This window comes from Rhizobium sp. RSm-3, from assembly GCF_001854685.1.
GTDB classification, from domain to species: Bacteria; Pseudomonadota; Alphaproteobacteria; order Rhizobiales; family Rhizobiaceae; genus Rhizobium; species Rhizobium ecuadorense.
The window spans coordinates 75,552-100,537 of sequence record NZ_MAWZ01000002.1 but is presented as its reverse complement, the minus strand read 5'-3'; the positions used below and the strand labels follow the sequence as shown (position 1 = coordinate 100,537).

Annotated in this window: 18 protein-coding genes; 13 read left to right on the top strand and 5 right to left on the bottom strand. The window is 61.6% G+C overall.

The annotated features are described in order from the left end of the window. Nucleotides 1-33: 33 nt before the first annotated feature. From BBJ66_RS03685 to BBJ66_RS03675, 3 genes are read left to right on the top strand one after another with little or no spacing between them, the layout of a single operon-like run. A complete protein-coding gene (locus tag BBJ66_RS03685) occupies nt 34-1,749 on the top strand; it encodes a type I secretion system permease/ATPase (protein WP_071085116.1) in 1,716 nt (571 codons plus the stop codon). Nucleotides 1,750-1,766: 17 nt separating this feature from the next. Continuing rightward, nucleotides 1,767-3,206, top strand: coding sequence for an HlyD family type I secretion periplasmic adaptor subunit (locus tag BBJ66_RS03680; protein ID WP_071085114.1), 1,440 nt, complete (start codon nt 1,767-1,769; stop codon nt 3,204-3,206). A gap of 7 nt (nt 3,207-3,213) precedes the next feature. After that, nucleotides 3,214-3,492 carry a transposase gene (locus tag BBJ66_RS03675; protein WP_049733154.1) on the top strand — a complete coding sequence of 93 codons (279 nt, stop codon included), beginning with the start codon at nt 3,214-3,216 and terminating at the stop codon, nt 3,490-3,492. 53 nt (nt 3,493-3,545) lie between these two features. Here the strand turns inward: BBJ66_RS03675 and BBJ66_RS03670 are convergent, their stop codons facing one another. Both BBJ66_RS03670 and BBJ66_RS03665 read right to left on the bottom strand, forming a co-directional pair. Further along, a complete protein-coding gene (locus tag BBJ66_RS03670) occupies nt 3,546-4,691 on the bottom strand; it encodes a CaiB/BaiF CoA transferase family protein (RefSeq protein WP_071085111.1) in 1,146 nt (381 codons plus the stop codon). A gap of 44 nt (nt 4,692-4,735) precedes the next feature. Continuing rightward, nucleotides 4,736-6,400, bottom strand: coding sequence for an electron transfer flavoprotein-ubiquinone oxidoreductase (locus tag BBJ66_RS03665; RefSeq protein WP_071085109.1), 1,665 nt, complete (start codon nt 6,398-6,400; stop codon nt 4,736-4,738). A gap of 360 nt (nt 6,401-6,760) precedes the next feature. Here BBJ66_RS03665 and BBJ66_RS03660 point away from each other — a divergent pair, with 360 nt between their 5' ends. Continuing rightward, nucleotides 6,761-7,549: an SDR family oxidoreductase gene (locus BBJ66_RS03660; RefSeq protein WP_049735282.1), complete on the top strand. Its 789-nt coding sequence runs from the start codon at nt 6,761-6,763 to the stop codon at nt 7,547-7,549. A gap of 7 nt (nt 7,550-7,556) precedes the next feature. On the opposite strand, the gene BBJ66_RS03655 is transcribed toward BBJ66_RS03660, so the two are convergent. After that, nucleotides 7,557-8,438 carry a phosphotransferase family protein gene (locus tag BBJ66_RS03655; RefSeq protein ID WP_071085108.1) on the bottom strand — a complete coding sequence of 294 codons (882 nt, stop codon included), beginning with the start codon at nt 8,436-8,438 and terminating at the stop codon, nt 7,557-7,559. A 266-nt stretch (nt 8,439-8,704) separates the two neighbouring features. Here BBJ66_RS03655 and BBJ66_RS03650 point away from each other — a divergent pair, with 266 nt between their 5' ends. The 6 genes from BBJ66_RS03650 (at nt 8,705) to BBJ66_RS34850 (ending at nt 16,129) form a co-directional block, all read left to right on the top strand. Then, nucleotides 8,705-10,009, top strand: coding sequence for an efflux RND transporter periplasmic adaptor subunit (locus BBJ66_RS03650; protein WP_071085106.1), 1,305 nt, complete (start codon nt 8,705-8,707; stop codon nt 10,007-10,009). Then, nucleotides 10,006-13,125: an efflux RND transporter permease subunit gene (locus BBJ66_RS03645; RefSeq protein ID WP_071085105.1), complete on the top strand. Its 3,120-nt coding sequence runs from the start codon at nt 10,006-10,008 to the stop codon at nt 13,123-13,125. The genes BBJ66_RS03650 and BBJ66_RS03645 overlap by 4 nt, the downstream gene beginning before the upstream one ends. 223 nt (nt 13,126-13,348) lie before the next feature. Beyond that, on the top strand, nt 13,349-14,641 hold the full coding sequence (locus tag BBJ66_RS03640; RefSeq protein ID WP_071085103.1) for an Hsp70 family protein: 1,293 nt from the start codon (nt 13,349-13,351) through the stop codon (nt 14,639-14,641). Nucleotides 14,642-14,709: 68 nt separating this feature from the next. After that, nucleotides 14,710-15,615 carry a uracil-DNA glycosylase gene (locus tag BBJ66_RS03635; RefSeq protein ID WP_071085101.1) on the top strand — a complete coding sequence of 302 codons (906 nt, stop codon included), beginning with the start codon at nt 14,710-14,712 and terminating at the stop codon, nt 15,613-15,615. A 132-nt stretch (nt 15,616-15,747) separates the two neighbouring features. After that, nucleotides 15,748-15,939 (top strand): hypothetical protein, encoded by a 192-nt coding sequence (locus BBJ66_RS03630; protein WP_003569328.1) that lies wholly within the window; start codon nt 15,748-15,750, stop codon nt 15,937-15,939. Between the two features lie 37 nt (nt 15,940-15,976). Beyond that, the gene (locus tag BBJ66_RS34850) at nt 15,977-16,129 is read left to right on the top strand and encodes a hypothetical protein (RefSeq protein WP_167347825.1); all 153 of its coding nucleotides are present in this window, start codon (nt 15,977-15,979) and stop codon (nt 16,127-16,129) included. On the opposite strand, the gene BBJ66_RS03625 is transcribed toward BBJ66_RS34850, so the two are convergent. Together BBJ66_RS03625 and BBJ66_RS03620 are read right to left on the bottom strand one after the other, a co-directional pair. Beyond that, nucleotides 16,130-17,002: a hypothetical protein gene (locus BBJ66_RS03625; protein ID WP_049735276.1), complete on the bottom strand. Its 873-nt coding sequence runs from the start codon at nt 17,000-17,002 to the stop codon at nt 16,130-16,132. A 244-nt stretch (nt 17,003-17,246) separates the two neighbouring features. Further along, on the bottom strand, nt 17,247-18,185 hold the full coding sequence (locus tag BBJ66_RS03620; protein ID WP_049735275.1) for a DMT family transporter: 939 nt from the start codon (nt 18,183-18,185) through the stop codon (nt 17,247-17,249). A 340-nt stretch (nt 18,186-18,525) separates the two neighbouring features. On the opposite strand from BBJ66_RS03620, the gene BBJ66_RS35600 reads away from it, so the two are divergent. The 3 genes from BBJ66_RS35600 (at nt 18,526) to BBJ66_RS03605 (ending at nt 24,970) form a co-directional block, all read left to right on the top strand. Then, nucleotides 18,526-19,632 (top strand): methyl-accepting chemotaxis protein, encoded by a 1,107-nt coding sequence (locus tag BBJ66_RS35600; RefSeq protein WP_049735274.1) that lies wholly within the window; start codon nt 18,526-18,528, stop codon nt 19,630-19,632. Between the two features lie 188 nt (nt 19,633-19,820). Beyond that, complete coding sequence (gene pepN, locus BBJ66_RS03610; RefSeq protein WP_049735273.1) at nt 19,821-22,469, top strand: aminopeptidase N; 2,649 nt, start codon at nt 19,821-19,823, stop codon at nt 22,467-22,469. Nucleotides 22,470-22,660: 191 nt separating this feature from the next. After that, nucleotides 22,661-24,970: a PAS domain-containing sensor histidine kinase gene (locus BBJ66_RS03605; RefSeq protein WP_049735272.1), complete on the top strand. Its 2,310-nt coding sequence runs from the start codon at nt 22,661-22,663 to the stop codon at nt 24,968-24,970. The last annotated feature ends 16 nt before the right edge of the window (nt 24,971-24,986 follow it).

Below are 24,986 nucleotides of genomic sequence, written 5' to 3'. Positions count from 1 at the left end.
TGTCAGTATCAAGTGCAGCAGCGAGATCTGATAATGACAACGATTTCCATAAAGCCATCGCGGCCGCCGACACAGCTCGTTGTTGCGCTTCGGGCTTGCGCCGGAGCCTTCGGGTTGGTCTTCCTTTATAGCTGCGGCTACAATCTCTTTCTTCTCGCGCCTTCCCTCTATCTTCTGCAGATCTATGACAGGGTCATGTCGAGCCGAAGTGTCGACACGCTCGTGATGCTGACGATCATCATCGCCGCCGCCGTGTTGGTCGGGTCCACACTGGATATCGTGCGCAGGGCAGCTCTTTCGCGCATCGGCAGCTGGCTGGACCACAGGCTCCGGCCCATGGTGCTCACCGCATCGTTCGAATATGCCGCCCGCGCCGATACGGGAGCCGCCACGGAGTGCTACAGGGACCTGGCCGCCTTGCGCCAGTTCCTCGATTCACCGGCCAGCTCGCTGTTTTTTGACGTTCCCTGGGCGCCGGTATTCCTGCTTCTGCTTTTTCTTGTTCACCCGCTGCTTGGGACTATCGGTCTTCTGTGCGCAGTTGCGCTGCTGCTGTTTGCGCTGCTGACGGAACTGGCGACGCGAGAGCCGCTTGCCCAAGCCAATCTTGCCCTTTCGAGGAGCTATCTGCGATTTGCGACGGCGCTGAAAAACCTCGAGGTGATCCGGGCCATGGGCATGCAGGACGGCGCAGCGCTGATCGTCTACCGCGATGCGGAAATGGCAAGAAGGGCCCAGGACATCGCGATGCATCGCACGGAGATCATAATAGGTTGCTCCAAATCGATCCGCACGCTGGCGCAGATCCTGATGATGGGATCGGCGACATGGCTGGTGCTCGCAAACAGCGGCAGTCCCGGGATCATCTTCGTCTCAAGCCTGCTGCTCGGGCGCGGGCTTGCCCCTATCGAGGGCGCAATAGGGGCATGGCGCTCTTTTGCCTTTGCGCGCAACGCCTTCAATCGCTTGAACAGAATGCTGATAACGGTCGCATCGGAACGCGATGACCGCATCGTGCCGCTGCCGGAACCCAATGGCCTCCTTCTCGACAATGTCAGCTATATCAAGCCATTCGCCGATCGGCCGATATTGAGCGATATCACATTGCGCCTGGCACCTGGCGATTGCATCGCGCTCATCGGTCCGTCGGGATCGGGAAAATCGACACTGGGTCGCGTCATGGCAGGCGTTGTGCCGGCAACGAGCGGATATGCGCTTCTCGGTGGGGTCGACATCTCGGCTCTGCGCCTTTGCGGGGGGGCCGGCCACGTCGGATACCTGCCGCAGGACATCGAACTCTTCGGCGGCGCAATCAAGGATGTGATCGGCCGGCTGGATGGAGCAGATCCCGGCAAAGCGATCGACGCCGCAAAGCTGGTTGGATTGCACGAGGCGATCATGCGGCTGCCGCGGGGCTACGAGACCGATATCGGCGAAGGTGGAAGCCTGCTCCTTCGGGCTCAGCGCCAGCAGCTCGGACTGGCACGGGCAGCCTATGGAAATCCGTCTCTGATCGTTCTCGACGATCCGAATTCGAGCCTGGATTACGACGGCGAACGCATGCTGTTTACCGCCATCGAGCGCATGAGATCCCGGGGGATGACCGTGGTTATCATCACGCACCGGATGGGGATCCTGCCGGTCACCAACAAGATCGCCATCATGCGCAACGGGACAGTGGCTGCCTTCGGCGACAGCGAGCGGATTTATGAAACTTATCTTCAACCACCGTCTCGAACAGGAACCTAGGGAGGAGGGACGCTGCCATGACCCTTGTTCCACTGGACGCCACACCGGCGAGATCTTCGAATTCGTCAAGGATGGGCGAGCTGTTCCCTCGACGCTCGACAGCCAGGCAGCAGACCGCCTATGCGCCGGTGATCGAACAGAAACGGCGCGGACCCGCCCCGCCTTCGCCCATGCCGGGGCTCAGAGGCGTTGTCTGGACGGGCAACCTGCTGATCCTGGTTTTCATCGTCGGATTGGGAATCTGGTCGGTTCTGGCGCCGCTGAAAAGTGCCGCGATCGCATCGGGCGTTATCGAACCGGAGTTCAGCCGCAAGACCATCCAGCATCTGGAAGGCGGTATTGTGCGGCGGATCCTCGTCAGAAACGGCGATGCGGTGATGGCCGGGCAAATCGTGATAGAGCTCGAAGACACGAAGTTTCGCTCGGAGCGCGACAGCATTCAAGGGCAGCTTTGGGATGCCGAAGGAAGCCGCGCTCGGCTGTCTGCGGAGCAGACGGGTGGCGATCATGTTGCCTATCCCCAGGATCTCAGGGCAGCAATCGACAAATATCCTTCGGTCAGCGCGATTGTGATCGGGCAACAGAAAATCTTCGAAGCCCGTCGCCGGGTCGTGCAGGCGGAAATACAGATCGCCGATGAAAAAATCGCGCAGGTGCGGCAGGAAATCGTCGGACTTGGCGCGCAGAAGGCGGCACTGGCCGACAGAGCTGCCATCTCGAGCCAAGAACTGGAGCAGGTGACCGCCCTCAACGCCAAAGGACTGGAAACAAGGAGCAGGCTTCTCAACCTCCAGCGGGAAAAGGCAGACATCGATGGCCAGCAGGGTCAAATCGAGGCACAGATCTCTCGCGCCTACCAGGTGATCAGCGAGACGCAGGCCGATCTCGCAAAGCTCGAGAGCGACCGGCTGAGCGAAGTCGCCCAGGGCATGCGCGCTGCGGAAAGCCAGATCATGCAATTGCGCGAGCGCTTGCGGGCGATCGACGATCAGCTTTCGAGGACCGATATCCGGGCGCCCGAAGACGGCACGATCATGAACCTGCGCATCCACACATCAGGCGGGGTGATCGGCGCGGGCGAACCGCTCGTCGATCTTCTGCCACGCGCCGATCGCCTGATCGTGTCCGCCCATGTCAGACCGGAGGATATCAATCTCGTCCATGCGGGGCTGGAGGCACAGGTTCACCTTCTTCCCTACAATCAGCGGCGCGTTCCACTGCTGAAAGGCCGGGTCGAGTACGTATCAGCCGATCGCCTCACCGATACGCAGAGCGGCCAGCCCTATTTTGCCGCGACAATCCGCGTGACGGACGAGCGGCTGGCGAAAATGAAGGATGTCGAACTGGTGGCCGGCATGCCCGTACAGACATTGATCGAAACCGGCAAAAGCAGCGTCGCGCTCTATGCTGTCAGGCCACTGCTCGACAGTTTCAACAGAGCATTTCGTGAGGACTGAAGCGGTGATGGGCAAGAGAAAATTCGACGACGATCAGATTACGGGCATTCTGAAGGAGCACCAGGCCGGGGTGACGGTGGCAGATGTTTGCCACAGGTACGGCATCAGCGAGCCGACCTTCTATCGGTGGCAATCCCTGCAGCACGGAAATGTCGGCCTCCATGCCAGAAGGCTGAGAGCCCTGGAGGAGGAAAACCAGAAGCTGAAGAAGCTTTTGGCCGAATCCATGCTCTCGGCGGCAACGCTGAGCGAGATGCTGGCGAAAACATCGAAAGGGCGGAACTAACCTCAAAGGGGTTCGTTGGCCGCCTTCCGGCTTTGTATATCACGCGCGCGGCATCAATCCGTCGAAAACCAGTCCGACTGCACTTTGCCATTGTGCTCGCCAAGCCTCGGCGATTTGCGATGCGAGGTCAGCGCTGCCCCTGAGAAAATGATTGGCGTCCGGATGCCCGGTATCCCTTCATTCTCTACCATCATCTGCCGATGGGCGACCTGCGGGTCCGCGAAGACGTCTTCGACGGTGTTGATCGGCCCGGCGGGAACGCCCACGCGCGCCAGGTCGGCTAACAAATCCATCCGTCTGAAAAGCTTCGTCTGCGCTTCCATCACCGATGTCAGTTCCGCGCGATGACGCACCCTGTCGGCGTTCGTTTTGAAACGCAGGTCGGCCGCCACAGCCGATAGCCGGAGGATATCGCATAGGCGTGCGAACTGATTGTCGTTTCCGCAGGCGATAATGATACTGCCGTCGGATACCGGGAACAGCTGGTATGGCGCGATGTTGGGATGCGTATTGCCGAGTCTCGTCGGCGCCTTTGCCGAGGCCAGGAAATTCATCGCCTGGTTGGCCAGTACGGCGACCGTGCTGTCCAGCAGCGCCATATCGATATGCTGCCCCTCACCCGTACTGTTGCGGAGGATCAAAGCGGCCTGGATGGCGATGACCGAATAGAGGCCGGTGAAGATATCGCCGAACGCCACGCCGATTTTCTGCGGCTCCCGGTCCGGCTCACCGGTCAAATCCATGATGCCCGCCATGCCCTGGACGATGAAATCATAGCCTGCACGCCCGGCATAGGGGCCGGTTTGGCCAAAACCGGTAATCGAGCAATAGATCAGCTTCGGATTGATCGCTTTCAGACTCTCGAAATCGAGACCGAACTTCTTCAACCCGCCTACCTTGAAGTTCTCGATGACGACGTCCGCGTTCGCGATCAGCGCACGGAGCTTTTCGACGTCTTCCGCCGAGTTGAAATCCGCCGTGATGCTCAGTTTTCCACGATTGCAGCTATGGAAATAGGCTGCAGCCACATCATCCCCATCCGTGATGAAGGGAGGTCCCCAGCGGCGCGTATCGTCGCCCTCCGGGCTTTCCACCTTGATGACGGTCGCTCCCAAGTCGGCAAGTGTCTGTCCGGCCCACGGACCGGCCAGGATACGCGCCAGTTCCACGACCCGCACGCCTTCAAGCGGAAATTGCATCGGTAACTCCTTCATCATTCCCAAGCCCCGGACCAGCACCTGTCCTACATATTCGGATAGACCGGCCCCTCGCCGCCCTGCGGCGGCACCCAGTTGATGTTCTGGTTGGGGTCCTTGATGTCGCAGGTCTTGCAGTGGACGCAGTTCTGGGCGTTGATGACGAAGGTRTCCTGTCCGTCCTTCTCCACCCATTCGTAGACSCCGGCCGGACAGTAACGSGTCGACGGGCCGGCATARATRTCGTGYTCGGARCGCTTCTGCAGGCCYATGTCCTTGACCTKSAGATGCACCGGCTGATCCTCCTCGTGATTGGTGTTCGAYAGGAACACCGAGGACAGRCGGTCGAAGGTCAAAACGCCATCCGGYTTCGGATAGGCGATCGGCTTGTGTTGAGCGGCCGGCTCCAGCGACTGCGCATCGGTCTTGCCGTGACCAAGCGTGCCGAAGAAAGAAAAGCCGAACARGGTGTTGGTCCACATGTCGAGRCCGCCGAGCGCCACGCCGAGCGCCGTGCCGAACTTCGACCACAGCGGCTTGACGTTCCTGACCCGCTTGAGATCCTTGCCGATGTCGCCCTGGCGCCATTCRKTYTCGATCTCGRYSACYTCGTCATGGCTGCGGCCGGCTGYRATYGCMGCCGCSAYCTTCTCGGCCGCCAGCATGCCCGACAGCACCGCATTGTGGCTGCCCTTGATGCGGGGAACGTTGACCAGACCGGCGGAACAGCCGATCAGCGCCCCGCCGGGGAAGGACAGYTTCGGCACCGACTGRTARCCGCCCTCGGTGATSGCGCGCGCCCCATAGGACAGCCGCTTGCCGCCCTCGAAGGTGCCTCGAATGGCAGGATGGGTCTTGAAGCGCTGGAACTCCTCGAAGGGATAGAGATAGGGGTTCTTGTAATTCAGGTGGACGACGAAGCCGACSGCSACCAGATTGTCTTCGAGGTGATAGAGGAAGGARCCGCCGCCGGTCTTCATGCCGAGCGGCCAGCCGAAGGAGTGCTGCACCAGGCCTTGTCTGTGGTKCTCCGGCTTGACCTGCCAGAGCTCCTTGATGCCGATGCCGAACTTTTGGGGTTCGCGGTCTTTCGAGAGATCGAATTTGGCGATCAGCTGCTTGGCGAGCGAGCCGCGCACGCCTTCGCCGATCAGCACATATTTGCCGAGCAATTCCATGCCGCGGGTATAGTTCGGGCCGGGCTCGCCGTTCTTCTCGATGCCCATGTCGCCGGTGGCAACGCCGATGACCGCGCCCTTGTCATCATAGAGCACTTCGGTTGCGGCAAAGCCCGGATAGATCTCGACGCCGAGTTCCTCGGCCTTGCCGGCCAGCCAGCGACAGACATTGCCGAGCGAGACGATGTAGTTGCCGTGATTGTTCATCAGCGGCGGCATCAGCATGTTCGGCAGGCGGATCGAGCCGGCCGGGCCGAGCAGCAGGAAGTGGTCTGATGTGACCTCGGTCTTGAAGGGATGCTCACCCTCTTCGCGCCAGCCGGGCAGCAGCCGGTCGATGCCGATCGGATCGACCACAGCGCCGGAGAGAATATGGGCGCCGACTTCCGAGCCCTTCTCAAGCACGACGACCGAAAGCTCCGGATTGACCTGCTTCAGCCGGATCGCCGCAGAAAGACCGGCCGGACCACCGCCGACGATCACCACGTCGAATTCCATGCTTTCGCGTTCAGGCAACTCACTCGTCTCGGTCATTCACTCGTCTCCGCTTGGCGGCGCGCAGCCGTCATCCCTCAGGCACTTTCTTGTCAAAACGAGCAAGCCTTGTCGAGCCGGGATACGACAGCCAATCTTCAATTCGCACAATGATATGCCTTGTACGGCAGAATTATATAACGTTTACGTTAACGTCAATTAACAAACGCCGCCGAACCGGTCACACTCCCTTTCCTTTTCCGCTGCATGCGCCTTATACATCGCACGAAGATATCGAGCATGATGCCGAAAAGTGTGCGCGGTTTTCTTATGACATCATGCTCTAACTCTATAATGTAGAACAGGATTCAGATTTTAGGCCGACCCGGCCTAAAATCATCCGGTTCTAGGAGGACAATCATGGATCTCGGCATCGAAGGCAAACGGGCGCTCGTCCTCGCCTCCTCACGTGGCCTCGGCCTCGGTATCGCCACAGCACTGGCGCGCGAAGGCGCCAACGTGCTGCTTTGCGGGCGCAGCGGCGAGCAGTTGGAGGCCAATTGCAAGACGATCAACGGCGAAGGCAAAGGCCGGGCCGATTGGATCTGGGCCGACCTCGGAGATGAACGCTTCGTCGAGACGGTGACGACGGCGGTGAAGGAGAAGTTCGGCGGGCTCGATATCCTCGTCAACAATACCGGCGGGCCGACGCCCGGCACGACCGAGGAGATGACGGGTGAAAAGCTCGATACCTATTTCCTTTCCATGGTCGCCCGCGTCATCACGTTGACCAATGCGCTGCTGCCCGGCATGAAGGCGCAGGGCTGGGGCCGGATCCTGACGGTAGCTTCCTCAGGCGTGATCGAACCGATCGCCAATCTGGCCCTGTCGAATACGCTGCGCCCGGCGCTTGCCGGCTGGAGCAAGACGCTTGCCTCCGAAGTGGCTGGCTTCGGCGTCACCACCAACCTGCTCCTGCCGGGCAGCATCCTGACGGCGCGGCTCGACGATCTGGACGGTGCGGCGGCAAAGCGGACGGGCAAGAGCCTCGAAGAGATCCGCACCGATAAGGAAGCGCGCATTCCGGTCGGCCGCTACGGCCGGGTTGAGGAATTTGCCGCGACGGCAGCCTTCCTGTGCAGCCAGCCGGCCAGCTACATCACCGGCTCGCTGATCCGCTGCGACGGCGGCGCGGCCCGATCCGTCTGACGGCGGCTTAGCCGGCATGGGCCGCAACAGCGGCCCAACTCGCCGCACTTTGGACCATCGATCCGACATGCGCCGGATCGTCGGCAAGCTCGGCGAGCTCGGACAACCGATGGAAGCCGGTCAGGATCGCGATGCGCCGCCGGTCGAGCCTGCGTCCGGTCAGCATTTCATAGGCCGATATGATGCGGGCGGTCAGATCGGGCGAGATGAAGTTCGAATAGATGAACTCCTGATGCAACGGCCCGAAGCCCGAATCGGCGAAATCGTAAATGCCGTTGAGCCTGCCTTGCGCATGGTCGAAGGCCATGTTCCAGCCATGACCATCGAAGAAGCCGTAGATGTTGCCGTGGGGATCGGGCGGCAAGGTTTCGAAATCTGAAATTACAGCCTCGGCAAAGGGCCTGATCGCGGGCGGCAGCAGCGGCAAAGCCTTTATTCGCACAGTCTCTGGCGATTGCCAGGGCTGGATCGGCCCGGCGCCGGCCGAGCGCATCCGATCGGCATCGAGCACATGCAGCTCGGCGTAAAAGCGCGCCAGATCGTCGGCGAGGTGCTGACGATCGCCTTCGCCAAGCGTATCGTAATCTGCGGCAATGAGATGTTCGCCGTCGATCTTGGCATGGCTGGAGAAAATCGACGGTCCATCGTGAATGCGCATGTCGGGAACCGCCATCGACAGTGCCGGCCTGATGATGTCCAGCAAGGCGGCTTCCTTCACGAGCGCTCTTTCCGCACCTGAATGGCGGGGAAATTTGAAGATCAGCGTGTCATCGACGTCGACGGCAAGCGAGTCCCAGCTCTTCGACGCCAGCTTGAAGACAGAGGCCGTGAGTTCAGGAAACACGCTTATGATGAGAGAGCGAAATTCGCTGGCGTTCAACTCGGTCATGACGACCTGCTTTCTCGGGTTTTTCCCGTGTTTTTCGCCGGGCAACGAACCGTGCGGACCGACTTCGTCCGCCGTCAAAGGGCACCAGGCTACACTGGGCCTATATTAGTATAGTTTGAATATTACGGAATATTCATTACAAAAATTTAAGCCGTTATAACCACTTAGTGATGCCGACCCGGGAATTATGTCTTTTTTGCGCCGCAATATAGGCGGCTCAATCAGGGCATAAAATCGCAAACCCCGTTCAACACCCGGTCTCGCCCATGAAGAAATTTTGGATCACTGTCAGCGTTATCACAGTTGCCGCCGTCGGCGTCTGGCAATTCGGGAATCTGATCCCTTATGCCTCCCGCATTCCCACCCTCTCGCAGTTCATCAAGCAGCCGGTTGGCGGCAATGGCGGGCAGCCGGCAGAGGGCGATCAGGCGCAGGCCGATCAAGCGCAGAACGGTGGCCAACATCAGGGCGGCGGGCGCAAACGCGGCGGCGGCCCGACCGTCGTCAAAACAGTCGCGGCGGTGAAAACGACGCTGCCGACGGATGTGACGGCGACCGGCTGGGCCGACGCCGATGACAACACGACCATTGCCGCACAGGAACAGGGCCTGATCGTCAGTATCAATGGCCAGGATGGGGCGACCGTCAAAGCCGGCGACCTGATCGCCAAGCTGGACGACCGGACGGCCAAGGCGGCGGTCGACAAGGACAATGCGATGATCGTGCGTGACACGGCAACTCTTTCGGAATCCGAAACCGCATTGACGCGTGCGCAGGATCTCTTCGACCAGAAGGCCGGCACCCAGCAGAGTCTCGACCAGGCGGTCGCCGCCCGCGATACCGCCGCCGCCACGGTCGATGCCGACAAGGCGACGCTCGCCTCCGATCAGATCATCCTCGAAAACACCGATATCCGCGCCCCCTTCGACGGCCGGCTCGGCGATATCGCCATCAGCAGGGGCGCTTTCCTCAGTGCCGGCGCGGCCATCGTCACCATCGCCAAATACGATCCGATCTATGTAAAATTCCATCTGCAGGAACGCTACCTGCGCACCTTGAAGAGCGCACTCGCAGCCGGCCCGGTCGAAGTCAGCACGGTTCCCGCTTCCACCAAGGGACAGGTCCGCAAGGGCGAGATCAGCTTCTACGACAACACGGTCGACACCGCCTCCGGCACGATCCTCGCCAAGGCGAAATTCGAGAACGCCTCCGGGGCGCTCTGGCCCGGCCAGTCGGTCAATATCGTCGTGCATTTCAACAATAACGATCAGCAGGTGGTGGTGCCGACGGTTGCCGTCAGCCCCGGGCCGGACGGTTTCTTCGCCTTCGTCGCCAAGGACGGCAAATCGCATCTGACGCCGGTCACCGTTGCCCGCGCCAATGGCGGCTTCACCGCCATCGAATCGGGTCTTTCGGAAGGCGACCATGTCGTCGTCGAGGGTCAGGGCCAGCTCAGCGACCAGCAGGCGATCAACGAGCAGTTCGATGAAAAGGCGCTTGATGTCGCCTCCGCCGAAGAGCCTCGGCAACAGCAACAGTCCGAGACGATCGCGGTGGGAGCTCAGCAATGATCCCCAATTTCTGTATCCAGCGCCCCGTCGCCACGACGCTGCTTGCCATCGGCGTCATTCTGGCCGGTCTCGCCGGTTACCGGCTCGTGCCGGTCGCGGCATTGCCGCAGGTCGATTTTCCGACAATCAACGTTTCGGCGCAGTTGAGCGGCGCCTCGCCGCAGACGATGGCAACCTCGGTCGCCACACCGCTGATCAAGCAGTTCGAGACCATTCCCGGGATCAGCGAAATCAGCGCCTCGAGTTCGCTCGGCAGCAGCAGCATCGTGCTGCAGTTCGATCTCAACCGCGATATCGACGCCGCTGCGGCCGACGTGCAGGCGGCGATCTCGCATGCAACGAGGCAGTTGCCCGACAATCTGACGACTCCGCCGAGTTACCGCAAGACCAACCCGGCCGATGCACCGGTCATGCTGCTCTCGGTACAGAGCAACACCATGCCGCGCAGCAAGCTCGACGAGATCGCCGAGGATATCATCTCGCCGTCGCTTTCGACGCTGCCGGGCGTTGCCCAAGTCAGCGTCTATGGCGCGCAGACCTATGCCGTGCGCGTCGAGGTCGACCCCAACAAGCTGCTCACCCGCGGCATCGGCATCGATACCGTCAACAAGGCGCTGGCTGCGGCCAACAGCCAGCAGCCGGTGGGAACGCTGCAGAACAATTCGCAGAGCATGACCATCACGGCGAACACGCAGCGCACCAATGCCGAACAGTTCCGCTCGCTGGTCATCGCCAATCCGAACGGCGCGCCGATCCATCTCGGCGATATCGCCGACGTGCAGGACAGCGTCGAGAACCAGTATACCGGAAGCTGGTATGACGGCCAGCGCGGCATCATCCTCGCCATTCAGCGTCAGCCGGATGCCAACACGGTCGATGTCGTCGATGCGATCAACGCCAAGCTGCCGCAGCTTCACGCCGAAATTCCACCCTCGGTCAACACGGTCGTGATGAACGACGCGGCAAAACCGATCCGTGCCGCCATCGCCGACGTGAAGTTCACGCTGTTCCTGACGATCGGCCTCGTCGTTCTCGTCATCTACCTCTTTACTGGCCATGCCACGGCAACGATCATTCCGGGACTTGCCGTTCCGCTGTCGCTGATCTCGACCTTCGGCATGATGTATGTGCTCGGCTACAGCATCGACAACATCTCACTATTGGGGCTGACGCTCGCGGTGGGGCTGGTGGTCGACGACGCGATCGTCATGCTCGAAAACATCCTGCGCCATGTCGAGGAAGGCATGCCGGTGCGGGAAGCGGCGATCAAGGGTGCCGGCGAAGTCAGCTACACCATCATCTCAATGTCGGTTTCACTGATTGCGGTGTTTATTCCGATCCTGCTGATGGGCGGCGTCGTCGGCCGCGTGTTCAACGAATTCGGCATGGTGGTCGCCATCGCCATCATCTCGTCGGCGATCGTCTCGCTGACCGTGACGCCGATGCTCGGCTCGCGCCTCTCCAACAACCACAGCCGGCCGCCGCTTCTCATCCGCATCTTCGATGCCGGTTTCGAGCGGACGCTGAACGGTTATGACAGGGCGGTCGGCTGGTGCCTTCGCCATCGCCTGACGATCCTCGGGGTTTTCCTCGGCTCGGTGGCGCTGACGATCTATTTCTTCATGACGCTGCCGACGAGCTTCTTCCCGCAGGAGGATATCGGCCGTCTGACGATCAGCACCCAGGCGCGCCAGGATATTTCCTATACCGCCATGGAAGCGCTGCAGCAGCAGGCGGCAGCCGCCGTCAAGGCAAACTCGGCCGTCAACCACGTGATGTCGACGATCGGCGGCAACCCGAACAAACCGCAGAACAACGGCTCGATGTTCGTCGAACTCAAGGACAAGAAGGAGCGTCCGCCGCTTGACCAGACGCTGCGCGAGCTGCGCACGGCGATCAACAAGATCCCCGGATTGCAGGCCTTCGTGACGCCGAACCAGAGCCTGCGCTTCGGCGGCCGCCAGACCGCCAGCCAGTATCAGCTGGTGGTGCAGGCGCTCAGCGCCGACCAGACCAACCTCTGGGCCGGCAAGATCCAGGCGGCGATGCGTGGCGACCGCGGCCTGTTCACGGACGTGACCTCGGACGCCCAGAACAACGCTCTCCAGGCCAATATCGTCATCGATACCGAGCGGGCAGCCGCCTACGGCATCGACAACGACACGCTGCGCACGACGCTGCAGGAATCCTTCAGCGGCTATGCGGCGGCGGAAATCCAGTCGACCGGCGACAGCTACGACGTCATCGTCGAATACGACACCAGCAAACCCTGGGACGACCAGAAACTGTCGGAAATCCGCGTCGCCTCCTCCAATGGCAGCCTCGTGCCGCTGTCAAATTTCGCCCATGTGCAACGCACCACCGGCCCGGTGACTATCAACCAGACGGGCCAGCTGGTCTCGACCACGGTTTCCTTCAACCTGCCGGAAGGCGTCTCACTCAGCAATGCCACGGCGGCGGTCGAGCAGATCAAGAAGGACATCAGCGTGCCGGCCGACGTCTTCACCTCCTATGGCGGCACGGCTGAAATCTTCCAGCAGTCGCAGGGCAATACGCCCTATCTGATCCTGGCGGCGGTGCTGACCATCTATGTCGTGCTCGGCGTGCTCTATGAGAGTTTCATCCATCCGCTCACCATCCTCTCCGGCCTGCCGGCCGCGGCCTTCGGCGCGCTGCTGGCGTTGAAGATCATGGGCTTCGATCTGTCGATCATCGCCCTGATCGGCCTGCTGATGTTGATCGGCATCGTCAAGAAGAACGCGATCATGATGATCGACGTGGCAGTGGAGACGATGCGCACGACAGGCGAAAAGGCGACGGCGGCGATCCACGAGGCCTGCGTGCGGCGCTTCCGGCCGATCATGATGACGACCTTTTGCGCCCTGCTCGGCGCTCTGCCGATCGCGCTCGGCACCGGCGCAAGTTCGGAGCTGCGCCAGCCGCTCGGCATCGCCGTCGTCGGAGGCCTGATCGTCTCGCAGATGCTGACGCTATTCATCACCCCGGTCATCTTCGTCGAGATGGACCGCTTCGGAAACTTCCTCGGCCGCCTGATCGGCGGAAAGAAGGTGGAGGAACCGGTGGTGCAGGAGGCAAGGGCAATGGCAGCCGAATGATGACGGCCCTCTGATTTCGGTACTGCCGATTATCCCCTTGCGGCGCACTTCTTCATTCCAACCGGAAGAAGAAGTGCGCCTGCGGTCATATCAACCTTCAATTCCCTTGAATGTGTCACGCCCCTGTGGCATCACCCGCCCTCCTGAATCCGGGGCGTGCTTACGCCCCTTCGCGGAGCCATGCTCCGCCTCCAATAACAATCGGCATGAAAGAGGTGCGGGCATGGCTCAGGCGCTGGGTTTGGACTTCGGCACGACCAATACGGTTCTCGCCATGGCGGATAGCGGGGCGACGCGCTCGATGGCGTTCACCAGCACTGAAGGCACGGCCGACAGCATGCGCACGGCGCTTTCCTTCATGAAGGATGCGCAACTCGGCGCCTCGGCGCTGAAGGTGGAGGCGGGCCATGCGGCGATCCGGCAGTTCATCGACAATCCCGGCGACTGTCGTTTCCTGCAATCGATCAAGACCTTTGCCGCAAGCGCGCTTTTCCAGGGCACGATCATTTTCGGCAAGCGGCAGAGCTTCGAAGACCTGATGGAAATCTTCATCCGGCGCCTTCGCCATTACGCAGGCGAGAGCTGGCCCGATGATACCAGCCGCATCATCACCGGCCGCCCGGTACATTTCGCCGGCGCCAGTCCGGACCCGGTGCTGGCGGTGCAACGCTACAACGAGGCGCTGACGCGCTTCGGCTTTCCGGAAATTCACTATGTCTACGAGCCGGTTGCCGCCGCCTTCTACTTCGCGCAGAATCTGAAGTACGATGCGACCGTGCTCGTCGCCGACTTCGGCGGCGGTACGACGGACTATTCGCTGATCCGCTTCGAGACCAGGGCCGGCAAACTGACGGCAACGCCGATCGGCCATTCGGGCGTCGGTGTGGCCGGCGACCATTTCGATGCGCGCATGATCGACAACATCGTCGCGCCGCAGATCGGCAAGGGCAGCCATTTCAAGAGCTTCGACAAGATCCTCGAGGTGCCGTCGAACTACTATGCGAGCTTCAGCCGCTGGAATCAGCTGTCGATCTTCAAGACCTCGCGGGAATTCGAGGATCTGAAGAAGCTGGTGCGCACGGCGCTGGAACCGGAGAAGCTGGAAATCTTCGTCGACCTGATCGACCATGACGAGGGCTATCCGCTCTACCAGGCGGTCTCGGCAACGAAGATGGCGCTTTCCTCCGCCGAAGAGGCTCCGTTCGATTTCGCTCCGCTCGGCCGCGCCGGTCATCGCACAATCAAGCGCAGCGATTTCGAAAGCTGGATCGTCGACGACCTCGCCCGAATCGAAGGCGCGCTCGACGACGTGCTGGAAAAGACCAACACCGATGCATCCGGCATCGACAAGGTGTTCCTGACCGGCGGCACCTCCTTCGTGCCGGCGGTGCGGCGCATTTTCACCGAACGCTTCGACAGCGACAAGATCGAGAGCGGCGGCGAATTGCTGTCGATCGCCCACGGCTTGGCGCTGATCGGCGAACGCGACGACATCGCGCAATGGACTGTGCAATAGCACTGGCAAGGGTGGGCAATCCGTCGCCTGCCCTTTCCATGCCACAGTCTCTCCGCTAAACCTGTCGGATGATCTCCGCCAACGACCTTTCCCCCGCCGAGCTCGCAGCGCTTCTGCATTTCCATGCGGATGCCGGCGTGGAATGGTTGCTGGAGGAAGAGGCGGTCGACCGCTTCGCCGAATTCGAGGCGATGAAGGCCGCCCGGCGCCCGGCGACACAGGCGCAGTCGCAACCTGCCGCCGTCGGGGAACGTGCCATCTCCGGCGAAGGCCGGGCACCGACGCGCCCGAATGCAGCGGCACGCCCTGCCCCGGCCGAACGCGCCGCTTCCGGCCCGCAACCGGCGATCCCGGACGGCGAGGCGGTGCAGCAGGCGCGTTTCGTCGCCGAATCCGCGCGGTCGCTGGCAGAGCTCAAGACCGCGATCGAAGCCTTCAACGGCTGCAACCTCAAGCACAGCGCCCGCTCGACCATCTTTGCCAGCGGCGATGCCGAAAGCGGTATCATGGTGATCGGCTCGGCGCCGGGCGCCGAAGACGATCGTGAAGGCGTGCCTTTCTCGGGAAAATCGGGCCAGCTGTTCGACAAGATGCTGGCGGCGATCGGGCTGACGCGCTCGAGCATTCTGCTGACGCAGGTCATCCCCTGGCGGCCCCCTGGCAATCGTGCGCCCTCGGCCGCCGAAATGGACATCTGCCGGCCCTTCATCGAACGGCAGATCGCGCTGGCCGAACCCAAGGCGATCCTGCTGCTCGGCAATTTTTCGGCCCGCTTCTTCTTCGGCGAAAACGACACGATTCACGGCCTGCGCGGCCGCTGGAAGGAGATCGCCGCTGCAGACTGTGTCATTCCTGCCATAGCCAGCCTGCATCCGCAGGATCTGTTGACCGCGCCGGTCAATAAACGGCTGGCCTGGAACGACCTGCTCTCCTTTCAAGCGAAGCTTAAGTCTCTCTCTTTGCTTAGAAATTAGCCAAAGTTGAATAATTTATGAATCAGTCTATGCGCCTTGCGCATAGCTGCATCCCGCCGTGACGCATTGCGGAATCGATGCTGCACCGCAATATGAGGTGGTGTCTTGGGAGGAACCACAGGAACCAAGGCCATGAACAAGCATTTTCGTCCTATCCATAGCGGGTTTGAAACCCTTCGCCTCGCTGGCGACCAAGTTCGTTCCACCCACGGCTACAGCCGTTTCGGCTTTGCCGCGAATGAACAGATGACCGCCCGCGGCACCGGCATCAACGGCCGCACGGCGCGCCCCGACGCGATTTTCTCGGACTTCCAGCAATATTGAGCGGCAGGCGCTTCGCCTGCTTTTTAAGAGTGACAAGATGACGATCCTGATATCGCTTCTGCGCAACATCGAGACCTTCGAACATATCCGCGTCGCAGTCTCAGCCGCGCGGGAATATGAGCGCGAGCTTTCGGTAAAGCCGACCGATGCCGGCAATGGCGGCTCAAGCGCTGCGGCAATCGTTCTCTGATCAGACGGCCATTTCCTCGAACTGGGCTTTCGCCCATTCGAAGGCTTCGTCGACATAGGCGAACTTGACCGCCTGCCAGGCGCAATATTGCTCGACGAAATCCCGCGATATCCAAAGATGCGCCTTGCGTGGTTCGTCGTACCAGCCGACGCTGCCGCGTTGCGCCGCCTTTGCCAGGAGCCGCTGCAGATGGGTGCGCGACATCATGAAATCGGCCGCGAGCGCGCGGGTTTCGACCCGGCCGACGGAGAACCTCTCCGGTTCGCTGCTTTCCATATCCATGCGGGCGATGAAGTTGTCGACGACGAGGCCACCGGCTTCCGTCCAGAGGAACATCGCCACCTGTTCCGGCGGTTCGCGCCAGGCGGCATCCTCAAGGCAATGGCGGGCAATGCGCGGCTGAACGAGCCGCATCATGGATGGGTTTGCCTGAAAAAACGCCGCCCTTTGACCGCCGTCAAGCAGATCGAGCGCGCCGAGATTGGAATGAATCCAGGCAAACATCGCCTGATGGCTGACGTCGGCCGGCTCGAAATGACGCGGTCGCCGCCGCTCGTCGCCGGGAGTGTGAACGATGAAACGGTAGGTATAGAGCTCTTCGATGAAGGCGAGCACGGTGTTACGGCTCGCCACCTTATGCGCGGTGATGCGCCCGGTCAGCCGGACGGCGGTGAAACCCGAGGTCGGGTCGCGCGGATCATATTCCAGGTTGAGGGCATAGGCAGTCTGGGTCAGAAGCCAGCGCTGATGCGAGGCGAGCAATCGCGCCAGGCGCGGACCGGCATCGAACACACCGCGCATCTGCCCAGCCAAAAAGCGGATACTCAGCAGAAAGGAGCAGTTCTCCGCCAATTGCTCCGCCGTGAATGCCATTACGCTTTTCTCCACCTCCCTCGCCGACCGGCGATCGGAGTAACGACACCGAGCGCTCTTCCGGCATCAGCGGCCATTCAGACATGCACAGCTTCAAATAAATGATACTCGCTCATCTTCAACAAACATATTCCGTGAGAGAGCGGTATCCCAAGAATTCACCATTCTTTTCGCTCTTTGCGAGCAATTTTCCAATCGCGGCAATCCTCGCATTAAAGCCTTTCATATCAGCGGCTTGCCGGGGTCAGGCCGGCGGCGTCGTGGCTTTGCGCGCCTCCCGCTGCTCGATGCCAAGCTGGTGCTCGCGATAGATGATGAAGATGCCGGCGGAGATGACGATGAGGGTGCCGATCAGCATGGTCACGCTCGGCACGTCGCCGAAGACGAAATAGGCGACGATGCCGCCGAGCAGGATCGAGGTATATTCGAACGGCGCGATGGTGGAGACGTCGGCATGGCGGTAGCTTTCCGTCAGCAGGATCTGCGCGACACCGCCGCAAAAGCCGGCCGCGATCAGATAGAGCGCCGACGGCCATGCGAGGGCGAGCCAGCCGAACGGCAGGGAGGCCAGCGAGAAGACCGAAGCGGTGAGCGAGAAATAGAGCACGATCGTCGCCGTCTTCTCCTCCTCGACGAGGCGGCGCACCTGGATCATCGCCATGCCGCCGAGAACCGCCGAGAGCAGCACTGCGAGCGCGCCGACGGCCTGCTCGGCCTCCATGCCGCCATTGCGGAACAGCGTGAGTTTCGGCCAGGAGACGATGGCGACGCCGACGATGCCGACCAGGACTGCGCTCCAGCGATAGATGCGCACGGTCTCGCCGAGAAAAACCGCGGCGAAGATAACGGCGACGAGCGGCAGCGCATAGCCGAGCGCAATCGCCTCCGGCAGGGGCAGATGCAGCAGACCGTAGAAACCGAAAGCCATCGACAGAATGCCGATCGTGCCGCGCTTCAGGTGGCCGACCGGATTGGCGGTGTAGAAGGCGGCGCGCAGTTGCCCGATATAGGCGAGATAAGCCATGATCGGAAAGAGCGCGAAGAAGGACCTGCAGAAAGTTACCTGCCCCGGCGGAATGTCCGAACCGGCCAGCTTGATGAAGGTCTGCATGGCCAGGAAGACCACGACCGACGAGACCTTCAGCGCAATGCCTCTCATCGGGTTTTTGAGAACCGCGTGCATGATCCTGGCTCTTGATACCGACTTAACGGGAACGGGAAGACGCGTTCGACTCGGGAACGCAGAGGATGACGTTCCCTATCGTAGCGAAGAAAATCCGGATTGGCGAAAAATTCGCAAGCAGCGCGGCAGAATCGCAAAATCATCGTCGACCGCTGGCTGGACGGAGCGGCAATGCACGCCCACGCATCGAATTTATCCTCTCTTCAGCGATTTCGCCCCAAAATGTTCACCTCTGACCGGTCGGTGTTAACCAATTGAAAACCATAGGCACGCATCGTTTTTACAGATCTCGAAATTTTTCGACCTGCAAACGATTGCCCGCCCCTTCCAGGATCATTTGATGAAGCCGCTTAGCGCCGAAACCATTGCCCAGTCGCAGAATGCGACACCGCGCTCGATGCGCGTCGTCACCGACGGCATCAGCACCGACCTCGAGCGCTTCAGCGCCGACAACACCAATATCGTCAAGCAGATCAAGCTACTCGCCATCAATGCGCTGATCGAAGCGGCAAGAGCCGGAGAGACCGGAAAGGGCTTTGCGGTCGTTGCCAACGAGGTACAGCGGCTGGCACAGATCGCAACCGACATCACCGGCAGGTTCGAGAGCAACGTGCTCGGCCGCATCGGCCTCAGCCGCGCCATGGCGGATTGCCTGGTCGAGGAAATGGAAGGCGTTCGCCTCACCGACCTGGCGCAGACGCTGGTGCAGCTCATCGTCCGCAATCTTTTCGAGCGCACCGCCGATGTGCGCTGGTGGGCGACGGATCCGGCACTCTGGCAGGCACTTGAGAATCCGGATCGGGAAACCGTCGCCTTTGCGGCGGAGCGTCTCGGCGCCATCAACCGCTTCTACACCGTCTATCTCGATCTCGTCATGACCGATCTTTCCGGCAAGGTGATCGCCTCCGCCAATCCCAAGTTCCAGCGCAAGCTCGTCGGGACAAGCCTTGCCGGCGATCCGTGGTTCCGTGCGGCGTCGGCCTGCTCCTCCGGCGACGCCTATAGTGTCGACGAGGTCAAGGCGAGCCCGCTCCACGACAACAGGCATGCGCTCGTCTATGCCACCGGCATCCGCCAGGAGGGCAAGCTCGACGGACGGCTGATCGGCACGCTCGGCGTTTATTTCGACTGGCAGAACCAGGGCCAGGCGATCGTCGAAAAAGAGGCGAACCTGCCGCCGCAGATGGCGGAGAAAACAACGGTCATGCTGCTCGACGGCAAGAGCCGGGTGATCGCCACCACCAATCCCGCCCTGCTGTTTTCGCATTTCGCCCTCGCCAATCCCGCCGGCCGGGCCAAGGGCAGCTACTACGACAATAATGGCTCGATCGTCGCCTTCGCGCGCACCCTGGGCTACGAGGATTATGATGGGCTCGGCTGGTACGGCGTCGTCGTACAGCAGACGGAAAATGACGCGACAATCAAGGCGGCGCTCAATCTGAAATAGCGGCGCGCTCCGCAGCGGCCGGGCTTATCCGCTCCAAACAGGATATTTTGCCCGTGAACTTGGTGTTTGCGGGCAATTTGCTTTAACTTTAGTTCAGACTTTAATGTAATCATGCCCGGCAAATTTATGGCAGAGTGCGCCCGCCTCTGTATTCCGCGGTTGTCAAATAACGGTCTTCAGGAAACACCATGCGAACAGATACCGGCCAGGTCATTCATCTGGCAGATTACCGTCCCACCGACTTCGTGCTGGAACGCGTGGACCTGACCTTCGAACTCGACCCGACGGAAACAAAGGTCGAGGCACGCCTGATCTTTCATCGCCGCCCCGGCGCCGATCCGGCAGCGCCGATCGTGCTCGACGGCGACGAACTGACGCTGTCGGGGCTGCTGTTCGACCAGGTGGAGCTCGACCCTTCGCGTTATGACGCAACGGCGGAAAGCCTGACGGTGCGCGATCTGCCCGAGAGTGCGCCCTTCGAGCTGACGATCACCACGGTCATCAACCCCGAGGCCAACACCCAGCTGATGGGCCTTTACCGCACCGGCGGCATCTACTGCACGCAATGCGAGGCGGAGGGCTTCCGCCGCATCACCTATTTCCCCGACCGGCCCGACGTGCTTGCGCCGTTCACGGTCAACATCATCGCCGACAAGGAGGCCAACCCGCTGCTCTTGTCGAACGGCAACTTCCTCGGCGGCGCCGGCTATGGCCCCGGCAAGCATTTCGCCGCCTGGTTCGACCCGCATCCGAAGCCGAGCTATCTCTTTGCGCTCGTTGCCGGCGATCTCGGCGTCGTGGAAGACACGTTCACCACCATGTCCGGCCGCGAGGTGGTGCTGAAGATCTATGTCGAGCACGGCAAGGAGCCGCGCGCCGCCTATGCGATGGACGCGTTGAAACGCTCGATGAAGTGGGACGAAGAGAGGTTCGGGCGCGAATACGATCTCGACATCTTCATGATCGTCGCCGTCTCCGACTTCAACATGGGCGCGATGGAGAACAAGGGCCTCAACGTCTTCAACGACAAATACGTCCTTGCCGATCCGGAACTGGCGACCGATGCCGATTATGCCAATATCGAAACGATCATTGCGCATGAATATTTCCACAATTGGACCGGCAACCGCATCACCTGCCGCGACTGGTTCCAGCTCTGCCTCAAGGAAGGCCTGACGGTCTATCGCGACCACGAATTCTCGTCCGACCAGCGCTCGCGCCCGGTCAAGCGCATCGCCGAGGTGCGCCATCTGAAATCGGAGCAGTTCCCGGAAGACGGCGGCCCGCTCGCTCATCCGGTGCGGCCGACGAAATATCGCGAGATCAACAATTTCTACACGACGACGGTCTACGAAAAGGGCAGCGAGGTCACGCGCATGATCGCGACCCTGCTCGGCAAGGACGGCTTCAAGAAGGGCATGGATCTCTATTTCGATCGCCATGACGGCCAGGCCGTGACGATCGAGGATTTCGTCAAATGCTTCGAGGATGTGAGCGGACGCGACCTCACGCAATTCTCGCTCTGGTACCATCAGGCCGGCACGCCGCTCGTCACCGCATCCGGCAGCTATGATGCGGCCGCCGGCAGCTTCACCCTGTCGCTCGAACAGATGATCCCGGCCACTCCCGGCCAGCCGAGCAAGGAGCCGATGCATATTCCGCTCAGCCTGGCGCTCTTCGGCGAAAACGGCGGCAAGCTCGAGCCGAGCTCGGTCGAGGGCGCGGAATATGCCGGCCAAGTGCTGCATTTCACCGGCCGCACGCAGACGGCAGTTTTCCACGGCATCGGCTCGCGGCCGGTCGTTTCGATCAACCGCAGCTTCTCGGCGCCGATCAACCTGCATTTCGATCAGAGCCCGGCCGATCTCGCCCACCTCGCCCGACATGAGACCGATCACTTCGCCCGCTGGCAGGCCCTGACCGATCTGGCACTGCCGAACCTCCTCAAAGCCGCGCGCGACGCCCGCGAGGGCAAGCCGGTCGTCTGCGAGGCGACCTTTGTCGAGACGCTGATTGCGGCGGCCGCCGACGACAGCCTCGAGCCTGCCTTCCGCGCCCAGGCGCTGGCGCTGCCGAGCGAATCCGACATCGCCCGCGAACTCGGCGGCAACAACGATCCCGATGCCATCCATGCCGGCCGGCAGGCAATCCTCAAGCAGATCGCCGATGCCGGGAAGGATGTTTTTGCCGGCCTCTACGCCGCGACGACGACATCGGGCGATTTCAGCCCGGACGCGAAAAGCGCCGGCCTCAGGGCGCTGCGCAATACGGCGCTGACCTATCTCTCATATGCCGAGCAGACGCCGGCCCGCGCCAGGGCTGCCTTCGATGCGGCCAACAACATGACCGATCTCAGCCATGCGCTGACGATCCTCGCCCATCGTTTCCCCGACAGCGCGGAGACAGCCGAAGCGCTCGCCGCCTTCCGTGAGCGGTTTGCGGAGAATGCGCTGGTTATCGACAAATGGTTTGCGATCCAGGCCGGCATTCCCGGCGCGAAAACCCTGGATCGGGTCCGCGCCCTGATGAACGATCCGCTGTTCAAGCGGACCAATCCGAACCGGATGCGGTCGCTGGTCGGCACCTTCGCCTTTGCCAATCCGACCGGCTTCGGCCGCGCCGACGGCGAAGGCTATCGTTTCCTCGCCGGTCAGATTCTCGATATCGACGAGCGCAACCCGCAGCTTGCCGCCCGCATTCTGACCTCGATGCGCTCCTGGCGCTCGCTGGAACCGGCGCGCGCCGATCACGCCCGCGCGGCGCTGAACGAGATCGAGCAGGCCGACGCTCTTTCCACAGACGTGCGCGATATCGTCGAGCGCACGCTTAAAGGGTAATTTGCTTCGACCGGCCGCAGGGAATAATTCGGCGGCCGGTTGCCGAGTAGATCGAATCGCCCGAAAAGCGCTAGATTATAAATAGTTAACGGATTTTTACCTTTGCCTCTGGACAAGGCGAATCACCCATGATTCTCTAGGTCAGGTTCGAGCGAGCGGCGCGCGAATCACACGAGGGACAAGGCGAAAAGATGATGGACGTGCGGCGGGCAACCGTGGCCGGAGGACGGCTGCGTGTCGATTTTGACGGGTTGAAAGCCTGGCGAGACAGCCTTTCCGGTCATGCGACATCGGAACCGCTTCTGCGTCATCTGCCAAAGGCCGAGCTGCTCCTGAAGCGCGCCATTCCGGCGCTGATCGTCGCCTTCCTCTTCGTCGTCGCCGCCTCGCATTTCTTCGGCATGGTCAGCGAATACTCCCGCCTGGAAGCCTCTGCCCGCCATGCCACGGCACTTTCGGCCGCGACCGCCTCCGCGGTGTTTGCCGATGCATCCGACATTTTCGACAGCGGCGATATCGCAGAAGCGCAGGCCCGGCTCGCCAGGTTCCTGCCGCAGGACCGGCTCGACAGCGGCGCCTTCGTGCTGCTCGTGCAGGCGAGCGGCAAGGTCTTTGCCGCAACGACCGCCGGGCTTTCGCATGTCGGCAGCAATGTCGGCGATTTCTTCCCCGAGGTTTCGGCGATCCGGCGTTTCGGCGATCGCGCCGGCGTCATCGAAACGACGATCGGCGGCGTGCCGCACTACGCCGAGATCACGCTGATGGGCAATGCCGGCGGTTATATCGTCGCCGCCACCTCGCTCGACGAGATCAGCCGGCTCTGGCGCGAGCAGCTGGCCCTCAACGTGACGCTGTTTGCCGGCATCTCCTCGATCCTGCTCGTCATCCTCTATGCCTATTACACGCAGGTGAAGCGCGCCCGCGACGCCGACGACATTTTCCTGGAATCGAACCTGCGCGTCGAGACGGCACTGTCGCGCGGCCGCTGCGGCCTGTGGGACTTCGATTTCGAGAACCGCGAATTCTTCTGGTCGCGCTCGATGTACGACATGCTCGGCCTGCCGGGCTCCGACAAGACGATGGGCTTCGGCGAAGCCGCGCGGCTGATGCATCCCGATGACGGCGGGCTCTACGAGATCGCCCGCGCCATCGCCAAGGGCCATTCCGGCCAGGTGGATCAGATCTTTCGCATGCGCCATGCCGGCGGCCACTATGTCTGGATGCGCGCCCGCGCCCAGGTGATCCGCAGCAATTCCGGCCGTGTGCACCTGATCGGCATCGCCATGGATGTGACCGAACAGCATCGGCTCGCCCAGCGTTACGCGGAAGCCGACCAGCGGCTTGCCGACGCCATCGAATGCACCTCCGAGGCCTTCGTGCTGTGGGACAAGAACGATCGGCTGGTCATGTGCAACACGCATTTCCAGCAGGCTTACGGCTTGCCGGACAGCGTGCTCGTGCCCGGCACCGAGCGCTCGATCGTCAATGCCGCCGCTGCCCGCCCCGTCATCGAGCGGCGGATAGCCGATGCTGACGGCCCCGGCTATTCGCGCACGACCGAGGTGCAGCTTGCCGACGAGCGCTGGCTGCAGATCAACGAGCGGCGCACCCGCGACGGCGGCAGGGTCTCTGTGGGAACCGACATCACGCTGATGAAACGCCATCAGGAGCGGCTGCGCGAATCCGAGCGCCGGCTGATGGCGACGATCGGCGATCTCTCGGCCTCGCGCCAGACGCTGGAGATCCAGAAATCCGAGCTTTCGACCGCGAATGCCAACTACCAGGCGGAAAAAGAGCGCGCCGAGGCCGCCAACAAGGCGAAGTCGGAATTCCTCGCCAACATGTCGCATGAGCTGCGCACGCCGCTCAACGCCATCCTCGGCTTCTCCGAAATCCTGCAGAACCAGATGTTCGGGCCGCTCGGCTCGCTGAAATACGACGAATATGCCCGCGATATCCATGACAGCGGGAAACACCTGCTCAACGTCATCAACGACATTCTCGATATGTCGAAGATCGAGGCCGGCCATCTCCGGCTGCATTGCGAGCGCATCGATCTGGTGCCGCTGATCGAGGAAAGCCTGCGCTTCACCGCCATTCCGGCGGCCGAGAAGAACATCGTCATCGATCAGCGCATCTCATCCGGCCTGACGCTGACGGCCGACCGCCGGGCGATGAAACAGGTGCTTCTCAACCTGCTCTCCAATGCGGTGAAGTTCACCGACAATGGCGGCCGCATCGCGGTGCGCACACGCCGCATCGACGGCGCCGTCCTTGTCACCATCGCCGACACCGGCATCGGCATTCCACGCTCGGCGCTGGCGAAGATCGGCCAGCCCTTCGAGCAGGTGCAGAGCCAATATGCCAAGAGCAAGGGCGGCTCCGGCCTCGGGCTCGCCATCTCCCGCTCGCTGACCGCGCTGCATGGCGGCCGCATGAAGATCCGCTCCCGCGAAGCTGTGGGCACGGTGATCTCGCTGCGCATTCCGGATGATGTCTAAAACACGTCGCCGTTCA

What these genes read in the sequence shown, in the direction of transcription:
- BBJ66_RS03680 (WP_071085114.1), top strand. Translation starts at nt 1,767, where the DNA reads ATGACCCTTGTTCCACTGGACGCCACACCGGCGAGATCTTCGAATTCG.
- BBJ66_RS03640 (WP_071085103.1), top strand. Translation starts at nt 13,349, where the DNA reads ATGGCTCAGGCGCTGGGTTTGGACTTCGGCACGACCAATACGGTTCTC.
- BBJ66_RS34850 (WP_167347825.1), top strand. Translation starts at nt 15,977, where the DNA reads ATGACGATCCTGATATCGCTTCTGCGCAACATCGAGACCTTCGAACAT.
- BBJ66_RS03650 (WP_071085106.1), top strand. Translation starts at nt 8,705, where the DNA reads ATGAAGAAATTTTGGATCACTGTCAGCGTTATCACAGTTGCCGCCGTC.
- BBJ66_RS03620 (WP_049735275.1), bottom strand. Translation starts at nt 18,185, where the DNA reads ATGCACGCGGTTCTCAAAAACCCGATGAGAGGCATTGCGCTGAAGGTC.
- BBJ66_RS03635 (WP_071085101.1), top strand. Translation starts at nt 14,710, where the DNA reads ATGATCTCCGCCAACGACCTTTCCCCCGCCGAGCTCGCAGCGCTTCTG.
- BBJ66_RS03655 (WP_071085108.1), bottom strand. Translation starts at nt 8,438, where the DNA reads ATGACCGAGTTGAACGCCAGCGAATTTCGCTCTCTCATCATAAGCGTG.
- BBJ66_RS03630 (WP_003569328.1), top strand. Translation starts at nt 15,748, where the DNA reads ATGAACAAGCATTTTCGTCCTATCCATAGCGGGTTTGAAACCCTTCGC.
- BBJ66_RS03605 (WP_049735272.1), top strand. Translation starts at nt 22,661, where the DNA reads ATGATGGACGTGCGGCGGGCAACCGTGGCCGGAGGACGGCTGCGTGTC.
- BBJ66_RS03675 (WP_049733154.1), top strand. Translation starts at nt 3,214, where the DNA reads ATGGGCAAGAGAAAATTCGACGACGATCAGATTACGGGCATTCTGAAG.
- BBJ66_RS03670 (WP_071085111.1), bottom strand. Translation starts at nt 4,691, where the DNA reads ATGCAATTTCCGCTTGAAGGCGTGCGGGTCGTGGAACTGGCGCGTATC.
- BBJ66_RS03625 (WP_049735276.1), bottom strand. Translation starts at nt 17,002, where the DNA reads ATGGCATTCACGGCGGAGCAATTGGCGGAGAACTGCTCCTTTCTGCTG.
- BBJ66_RS35600 (WP_049735274.1), top strand. Translation starts at nt 18,526, where the DNA reads ATGAAGCCGCTTAGCGCCGAAACCATTGCCCAGTCGCAGAATGCGACA.
- BBJ66_RS03645 (WP_071085105.1), top strand. Translation starts at nt 10,006, where the DNA reads ATGATCCCCAATTTCTGTATCCAGCGCCCCGTCGCCACGACGCTGCTT.
- BBJ66_RS03660 (WP_049735282.1), top strand. Translation starts at nt 6,761, where the DNA reads ATGGATCTCGGCATCGAAGGCAAACGGGCGCTCGTCCTCGCCTCCTCA.
- BBJ66_RS03685 (WP_071085116.1), top strand. Translation starts at nt 34, where the DNA reads ATGACAACGATTTCCATAAAGCCATCGCGGCCGCCGACACAGCTCGTT.
- pepN (WP_049735273.1), top strand. Translation starts at nt 19,821, where the DNA reads ATGCGAACAGATACCGGCCAGGTCATTCATCTGGCAGATTACCGTCCC.